At 47.0% G+C, this 249-nt stretch carries 1 pseudogene; it reads right to left on the reverse strand.

What is annotated here, in order from left to right:
• Window positions 1-249, reverse strand: a pseudogene (locus LI114_RS14010) (sensor histidine kinase); the annotation flags it as partial.

Raw genomic sequence — 249 nt, forward strand, 5'->3', positions numbered from 1 at the left:
TGATATTATCGAGGATCCTGGTCACGTATTTCGGATCAACGGATATCTCCCTGTCCTCCCATAAAAGGGAAGCCCGGACGGTAAATCCGCTCTGTTCCAGGCAGATGCATGTCTCGGACAGGATGTCGAAGAATGCGGAACGGAAACTCTTCTGTTCCAGAGTGACAAGCTCAGTCTTCTTTTTCTGAAGGGAGTATTCCAGAATACAGTCGGCCATGTCTTTGATTTGTTGTGCCTTTACATCGATTT

The sequence above is a fragment of the Ruminococcus sp. 210702-SL.1.03 genome (assembly GCF_020559915.1).
Classification (GTDB): domain Bacteria; phylum Bacillota; class Clostridia; order Oscillospirales; family Ruminococcaceae; genus YE71.